This window comes from Bradyrhizobium sp. Kon58 (assembly GCF_055807455.1).
The window spans coordinates 1-257 of record NZ_JBVVOT010000511.1 but is presented as its reverse complement, the minus strand read 5'-3'; the positions used below and the strand labels follow the sequence as shown (position 1 = coordinate 257).

General features: G+C 67.7%; 1 protein-coding gene. It reads right to left on the bottom strand.

Annotation, left to right across the window (positions count from 1 at the left end; genetic code table 11):
* Nucleotides 1-257: hypothetical protein (locus AC0L20_RS41295; RefSeq protein ID WP_473295877.1), on the bottom strand; the 257-nt coding region annotated here is incomplete at both ends.

Here is a 257-nt window from a genome sequence, read left to right as displayed (position 1 = left end):
CTTTTTGCCCTGTTTCAGGCGGGTTTCCAGGGTATAGGCGTGCACGGCTTTATCGGGCCATGGTTGGCGTACGCGGTCTTCCCGGTCGGGGCAGCGGGCCAGAGCGCTGAGCACGTTGAGGGGCTCGGCGTCGTTGCCCAACTGGTCCACGGCCATGCGGCGCAGCCGAGCCTGGAGCATGTCCGCCAGCCATTTCCAGCGGCTGTCGCTGGCGCCGCCGGCCTGGCCCCAGTACGCCGTCACGGCGTCCTGAAAAC